The organism is Jatrophihabitans sp. (genome assembly GCF_051960575.1).
Classification (GTDB): domain Bacteria; phylum Actinomycetota; class Actinomycetes; order Mycobacteriales; family Jatrophihabitantaceae; genus JBQCEE01.
Map to the genome: position 1 here is coordinate 1 of NZ_JBQCEE010000069.1, position 6,287 is coordinate 6,287.

General features: G+C 72.9%; 7 protein-coding genes. 5 read left to right on the top strand and 2 right to left on the bottom strand.

Features of this window, described 5'->3' with window-relative positions; all coding sequences use genetic code 11:
* Together ACTHMS_RS03380 and miaB are read left to right on the top strand one after the other, a co-directional pair.
* Positions 1-803, top strand: an 803-nt coding sequence (locus tag ACTHMS_RS03380; RefSeq protein ID WP_440305265.1) for an HDIG domain-containing metalloprotein, incomplete at its 5' end; no start/stop codon positions are given.
* Between the two features lie 55 nt (positions 804-858).
* Positions 859-2,274, top strand: coding sequence for a tRNA (N6-isopentenyl adenosine(37)-C2)-methylthiotransferase MiaB (miaB, locus tag ACTHMS_RS03385; RefSeq protein ID WP_440305266.1), 1,416 nt, complete (start codon positions 859-861; stop codon positions 2,272-2,274).
* 30 nt (positions 2,275-2,304) lie between these two features.
* Here the strand turns inward: miaB and ACTHMS_RS03390 are convergent, their stop codons facing one another.
* Positions 2,305-2,814 (bottom strand): limonene-1,2-epoxide hydrolase family protein, encoded by a 510-nt coding sequence (locus ACTHMS_RS03390; RefSeq protein WP_440305267.1) that lies wholly within the window; start codon positions 2,812-2,814, stop codon positions 2,305-2,307.
* A 33-nt stretch (positions 2,815-2,847) separates the two neighbouring features.
* Positions 2,848-4,041: a DUF349 domain-containing protein gene (locus tag ACTHMS_RS03395; protein ID WP_440305268.1), complete on the bottom strand. Its 1,194-nt coding sequence runs from the start codon at positions 4,039-4,041 to the stop codon at positions 2,848-2,850.
* A 65-nt stretch (positions 4,042-4,106) separates the two neighbouring features.
* Between ACTHMS_RS03395 and ACTHMS_RS03400 the strand changes: the two genes are divergently transcribed.
* The 3 genes from ACTHMS_RS03400 to dapF all read left to right on the top strand — a co-directional run.
* On the top strand, positions 4,107-4,790 hold the full coding sequence (locus ACTHMS_RS03400; protein ID WP_440305269.1) for a hypothetical protein: 684 nt from the start codon (positions 4,107-4,109) through the stop codon (positions 4,788-4,790).
* A complete protein-coding gene (gene miaA, locus ACTHMS_RS03405; protein ID WP_440305270.1) occupies positions 4,783-5,700 on the top strand; it encodes a tRNA (adenosine(37)-N6)-dimethylallyltransferase MiaA in 918 nt (305 codons plus the stop codon). Before ACTHMS_RS03400 ends, miaA begins: the two co-directional genes overlap by 8 nt.
* On the top strand, positions 5,688-6,287 hold a 600-nt coding region (gene dapF, locus ACTHMS_RS03410), incomplete at its 3' end, for a diaminopimelate epimerase (protein WP_440305271.1). The genes miaA and dapF, both read left to right, overlap by 13 nt.

Genomic DNA, 6,287 nt, shown 5'->3' on the forward strand with positions numbered 1-6,287 from the left:
TGCTGTCCTGCTTCGACCCGGTGCGCCGCGAGGTCGGCCGGCTGACCCTCGAGAAGCTGATCCTGGACGGGCGGATCCACCCGCACCGCATCGAGGAGGCCTACGAACAGAGTCGCGCCGAGGTCGACGAGCTGTGCCTCCGCGCGGCTCGCGACGCCCTCGCCGACGTCGGCATCGGCCCGGTCGACGAGCGGCTGTTGCCGACCATCGGCCGTCTCAAGTACCGCACCAGCTACGGCCAGAACGTCCTCGGCCACCTCGTCGAGACCGCCCACATCGCCGGCGTCATGGCCGCCGAGATGGGCATCGAGCCGACCCTGGTCAAGCGCAGCGCCTTCCTGCACGACCTCGGCAAGGCCCTCACCCACGAGGTCGAGGGCAGCCACGCGCTCATCGGCGCGGACCTGCTGCGCAAGTACGGCGAGGACGAAGCGGTCGTGCACGCCGTCGAGGCGCACCACAACGAGGTGCAGCCGCGCACCATCGAGGCCGTGCTCACCCAGGCGTCCGACACCTGCTCGGCCGCCCGCCCCGGCGCGCGCCGCGAGTCGCTCGAGAACTACATCAAGCGGCTGCACCGCATCGAAGAGATCGCGACCGCGAAGCAGGGCGTCGAGAAGGTCTTCGCCATGCAGTCCGGACGCGAGGTGCGGGTCATGGTGCAGCCGAGCGAGGTCGACGACCTCGCGGCCTCGGTGATGGCACGCGAGATCGCCAAGCAGATCGAGGACGAGCTCACCTATCCCGGCCAGATCCGCGTCACCGTCGTCCGCGAGTCGCGGGCCAGCGAGATCGCGCACTGACCAAGCGGCATCGCCGACCGGGCTGCGTCCGCACGGCCCGTACCCTGGACGAGCCATGAGCCGCAGCTACCAGATCCGCACCTACGGGTGCCAGATGAACGTCCACGACTCCGAGCGCCTCGCCGGCCTGCTCGAGTCGGCAGGCTACGAGCGCGCCGCCGACGGCACCGATCCTGACCTCGTCGTCTTCAACACCTGCGCGGTGCGCGAGAACGCCGACAACCGCCTCTACGGCAACCTCGGCCACCTGCTGCCGGCCAAGCAGGCCAACCCGGCGATGCAGATCGCCGTCGGCGGCTGCCTGGCGCAGAAGGACCGGGGCCGGATCGTCGAGCGGGCCCCGTGGGTCGACGTCGTGTTCGGCACCCACAACCTCGCCGCGCTGCCCGTCCTGCTCGAGCGGGCCCGGCACAACAAGGCCGCCGAGATCGAGATCGTCGAGGCGCTCGAACACTTCCCGTCCGACCTGCCGAGCCGGCGCGAGTCACCGTTCTCGGCCTGGGTGTCGGTGTCGGTGGGCTGCGACAACACCTGCACGTTCTGCATCGTCCCGTCGCTGCGCGGCCGCGAGACCGACCGGCGGCCGGGCGACGTGCTCGCCGAGATCCGCGCGCTCGTCGACGAGGGCGTCGTCGAGGTGACCCTGCTCGGGCAGAACGTGAACAGCTACGGCCGATCGTTCGGCGACCGGCTCGCGTTCGGCAAGCTGCTGCGCGCCTGCGGCGGCATCGACGGCCTCGAGCGCGTCCGCTTCACCAGCCCGCACCCCCGTGACTTCACCGACGACGTCATCGCCGCGATGGCCGAGACGCCGAACGTGATGCCGCACCTGCACATGCCGCTGCAGTCGGGCAGCGATCGCGTGCTGCAGGCGATGCGCCGCTCGTACCGGCGCGAGCGCTACCTCGGCATCCTCGACCGGGTGCGTACCGCGATGCCGGACGCCGCGATCACCACCGACATCATCGTCGGCTTCCCGGGCGAGACCGACGAGGACTTCGAGCAGACGCTGGACGCCGTGCGCGCCGCCCGGTTCGCCAGCGCCTTCACCTTCCAGTACTCGCAGCGCCCCGGCACGCCGGCCGCGACGATGCCCGACCAAGTGCCCGCCGCCGTCGTCGCCGAGCGCTACCAGCGCCTCGTCGACCTGCAGGAACAGCTCTCGTGGGACGCGGCGAAGCAGCTCGTCGGTACCGAGGTCGAGGTGCTGGTGAGCACGACGGGCGGGCGCAAGGACACCGACACCGGCCGGGTCTCGGGCCGCGCCCGCGACGGCCGGCTGGTGCACCTGGCCGCCGGCCCGGACGTGCAGCCCGGCGACGTCGTGACCACCACGGTCACCTACGCCGCACCCCACCACCTCGTGGCCGACGCCCCGATCACCGCGCACCGCCGCTGGCGCGGCGCCTCCGTGGCGGCACACCCGGCGCCGGCCCGACAGCTGCTCATGCTCACCCCGCGCCCGAGCTGACCCGCCGCGGGCCGGGGAGCAGGGCGCGCGTCAGTGCGCGTGCCGTCCCGGCGGCGTCGAGGTGCTCCCGGGCGCCTTCGGCCGCAGCGGCGGGATCACCGCGCCGACGACGGCCCGCACCAGCGCGCGGGTGCAGTCGAGGTAGTCGAAGCTGTCGCGCCACAGCGTGATCTGGCCGTCGTACACGTCGAACCGGCCGGCGACCCAGAACTGCAGGCGCAGCGGGCCGACGGTGACGACGTCGGTGCGCTCGGTGAGCACCACCGGCCCCGAGCCCGAGATGGCGTGCAGGTAGAGCTCGAAGCCGACCGGCCGCGACGCGCCCCGCAGCAGCGGTGCGAGCACGCGCAGCGTGGCCCGCCGTCCGTGCACGGCGGGCAGCCCGACGTTGACGTAGCGGACGTCGTCGGCGAGCAGCGCACCGGCGGTGGCAGCGTCACCCGCGACGAGCGCGGCGAGAAACGCCTCGACGACGGTCTGCGGGTTGGCCGACACGGCCTTCGGGTCGACGGCGGCGTTCGGTAGCAGTCCGGACGGCATGGGCCCCTCCTCCTCCGGGTCGCGCACTGCCACTCACTGTGGCAGCAGCGACCGGCGTTGCTCGACCTCGGCCTCCGCCTTCGCGATCCGGGCTGCGTCGCCCGACTTCCTCGCCCGCTCCAGCTTCTCCTCGGCCTCGGACAGTCTCTCGCGCAACGCGGCCAGGAACGGGTTGGACGCGGTCGTGTTGGTGCGCCATTCCGCGTCGAGCGCGTCGCGCACCCGCTGCTCGGCCGCCCGCATGCGCTCGTCGACCCGCCGCATGGCGTCGCGAGGCACGTGCCCGATGCCGTCGAAGGCCTCCTGCAGGTCGCGCAGGGCCACCTGGGCGGCCTTCGGGTTCGAGACGTCGAGCGCCTCGGCCTGCGCGATGATCGCCTCCTTCTTCTGCAGGTTCTCGACCTGCTCGGCGTCGCGCTCGGCGAAGGTGCCCGACCGGCGGGCGAAGAAGGCGTCCTGCGCGGCCCGGAAGCGTGCCCACAGCGCGTCCTCGACGTCGCGGGCGGCCCGCGGCGCGGCCTTCCACTCGGTCATCAGGTCGCGCATCGCCGCGGCGGTGCCCTTCCAGTCGTCGGACGTCGAGAGCTCCTCGGCCCGCGCGACCAGCTTCTCCTTGGCCTGCTTGGCGGTGCCGCGCTCGGCGTCGAGCTGCGCGAAGTGCTGTCCGCGCCGCTTGCCGAACGCGTCGCGGGCCGCGGCGAACCGCTTCCACAGCGCGTCGTCAGTCTTGCGGTCGACGCCCTTGATCTGCTTCCACTCGTCGACGATCGCCCGCAGCCGGTCGCCCGAGGTCTTCCAGGACGTCGCGTGCTCGGCGATCTGCTCGGCCTCGGCGACCAGCTGCTCCTTCGCCGCGATCGCCTCGGCCCGGGCGGCCTCCCGCGCGGCGCTCGCCTCGCCGGCCTTCGCCTCGGCCTCGGTGAGCAGCGCGTCGAGCTTCGTGGCCAGTCCGGCGAGGTCGCCGATGACGGCCGCGGTCGGCAGCTGCTCCTTCAGTTCGAGCGCGTGCTTGCGGGTGGCGATCGGGTCGCCGGCACCGGACGAGAGGCGCTTGGCGAGCAACGAGACCTCGGTCTCGAGGTCCTCGTACTTGCGCACGTAGTACGCCAATCCGGCGTCGGCGTCACCGGCCTGCCACGACCCGATGACGCGCTCGCCGCCGTCTGTCCCGGCGTCCTTCACGTAGACCGTGCCGTCGGCGTCGATGCGACCCCAGGGGGAGCTCATGGGTGCATTACACACGATCAGGCGTCGCTTCGGGCAACGCCCGGGGCCCGGATAGCCTCCTGAGCATGATCCTCGGCGCCGCCTTCGTCCCCCAGACACCGCTGCTCGTGCCCGCCGTCGCGCAGGGGGCGGCTGCCGACCTCACCGAGCTCACCGAGGCCGCGCGCACGGCGATCCGGCGGGTCGGCGACGGCGCGACGCGCTGGCTGGTCGTCGGCGCCGCCGACGCCGCCGCGGCCTTCCCGGCGGGCGCCGTCGGCACGCTGGCGGGGTTCGGCGTGCCCGTCACCGCCTCGCTCGGTCGGTCCGCCGACGAGGCCCCGACGCTGCCGGCCTCGCTCACGGTCGGGACGTGGGTGCTGGCCGACGCGGTCGGCGAGCTCGCCGACGTCGGGGGCCTCGCCGACGACCCGTCCGGCCACGCGCCAGCCGTCGACCTCGACGGTGCCACCGCCCTGCTGGTGGTCGGCGACGGCAGCGCCAAGCGCACCGAGAAGGCGCCCGGCTACTTCGACCCGCGCGCCGAGGCGTTCGACGCCGCGGTCGCCGAGATGCTCGGCGCGGGCGACCCCCGCCGGCTGGCCGAGCCGCAGGCGCAGGGCGGCGCCGAGCTGATGGCCGCCGGTGCGCCGGTCTGGGCCCAGGTCGCCGGGCTGCTCGGCGACGGCACCTTCACCGCCGAGCTGCTGCACGACTCGGCGCCCTTCGGCGTCGGCTACTTCGTCGCGGCCTGGACGGCGCGTGCCTGACCCTCGCGTCCTCGCCGTCGTCGGGCCGACGGCCACCGGCAAGTCCGATCTCGCCATCGCGCTGGCGCAGCGGCTCGGGGGCGAGATCGTGAACGCCGACTCGATGCAGCTCTACGTCGGCATGGACATCGGCGCCGCCAAGCTGCCGGCGGACGAGCGGGGCGGCGTCAAGCACCACCTGCTCGACATCTGGCCGCTGTCGAAGTCGGCCGCGGTCGCCGAGTACCAGCGCCTCGCCCGCGACGTGATCGCCGAGGTGCACGGGCGCGGCCGGCTGCCGATCCTGGTCGGCGGGTCGGGCCTCTACCTGCGCGGCGCGCTCGACCGGCTCGAGTTCCCTGGCGAGTCACCCGAACTCCGCGCGCGCCTGTACGCCGAGTTGGACGCACTCGGGCCCGCCGAGCTGCACCGGCGTCTCGCTGCGGTCGATCCGGCCGCCGCAGCCGCGATCCTGCCAAGCAACGGACGGCGCATCGTCCGCGCGCTCGAGGTCGTCGAGCTCACCGGGGCGAGTTTTGTCGCCACCATGCCGGGGTTCGACTCGATCTACGACACGGTCTTCATCGGACTCGACCGTCCCGATCTCGACGACCGGGTCGAGCGCCGGGTGCAGTCGATGATGCGGCTCGGGTTCCTCGACGAGGTCCGCGGCCTGCTGCCCGCCGGGCTGCGCGACAGCCCCACCGCAGGTAAGGCTCTCGGCTACGCCCAACTGCTCGCCGTCCTCGCCGACGACGGCAGCGTCACCGGCGACCTCGACGAGGCCGTGGCGATCACCGTGCGCGCGACCCGCCGCTTCGTGCGCCGCCAGCGCTCCTGGTTCCGCCGCGACCCGCGGGTGCAGTGGCTCGACGGCTCCGCCCCGGACGTCGCGGGCCGAGCACTTAAGCTGGTTCCATGCGCGTCCTGAAGGGCCACGGCACCGAGAACGACTTCGTCGTGATCCCCGATCTGGACGGTGACATCGATCTCACACCCGAGCTCGTCCGGGCGCTGTGCGACCGCCACCGCGGCATCGGCGCCGACGGCGTGCTGCGCGTCGTGAGGTGCGAGAACGACCCCGACGGCAAGGAATTCACCGCCGACGCGGAGTACTTCATGGACTACCGCAACGCCGACGGCAGCCTGGCCGAGATGTGCGGAAATGGAATTCGTGTATTTCTGCGATACCTAATCCGGTCCCGCCTCGTTACAGAGTCAGCGGCGGTGGCGACACGCGGCGGGATCACGCGAGTGCGGTCCTGCACCGATGGCGACATCAGCGTGCAGATGGGATCGCCCCAGGTCCTTGCCGACCGGCCGGTCGCCACCGCCGCGCCTATCTCCACCCCGGCGCTGGCTGCCGTGCGCATGCCGAACCCGCACGTCGTCGTCCAGGTCGATCCGGACGAGCTCGACAGCCTCGATCTGAGCCGGCCCCCGGTCGTCGTGCCGCCGCTGCCGGACGGGCAGAACGTCGAGTTCGTCACCGAGGTGGGCCCACGGCACCTGCGCATG

Excerpts from the sequence above, each read along its gene's own strand:
- miaB (WP_440305266.1), top strand. The coding sequence starts at position 859 with ATGAGCCGCAGCTACCAGATCCGCACCTACGGGTGCCAGATGAACGTC.
- ACTHMS_RS03390 (WP_440305267.1), bottom strand. The coding sequence starts at position 2,814 with ATGCCGTCCGGACTGCTACCGAACGCCGCCGTCGACCCGAAGGCCGTG.
- ACTHMS_RS03395 (WP_440305268.1), bottom strand. The coding sequence starts at position 4,041 with ATGAGCTCCCCCTGGGGTCGCATCGACGCCGACGGCACGGTCTACGTG.
- ACTHMS_RS03400 (WP_440305269.1), top strand. The coding sequence starts at position 4,107 with ATGATCCTCGGCGCCGCCTTCGTCCCCCAGACACCGCTGCTCGTGCCC.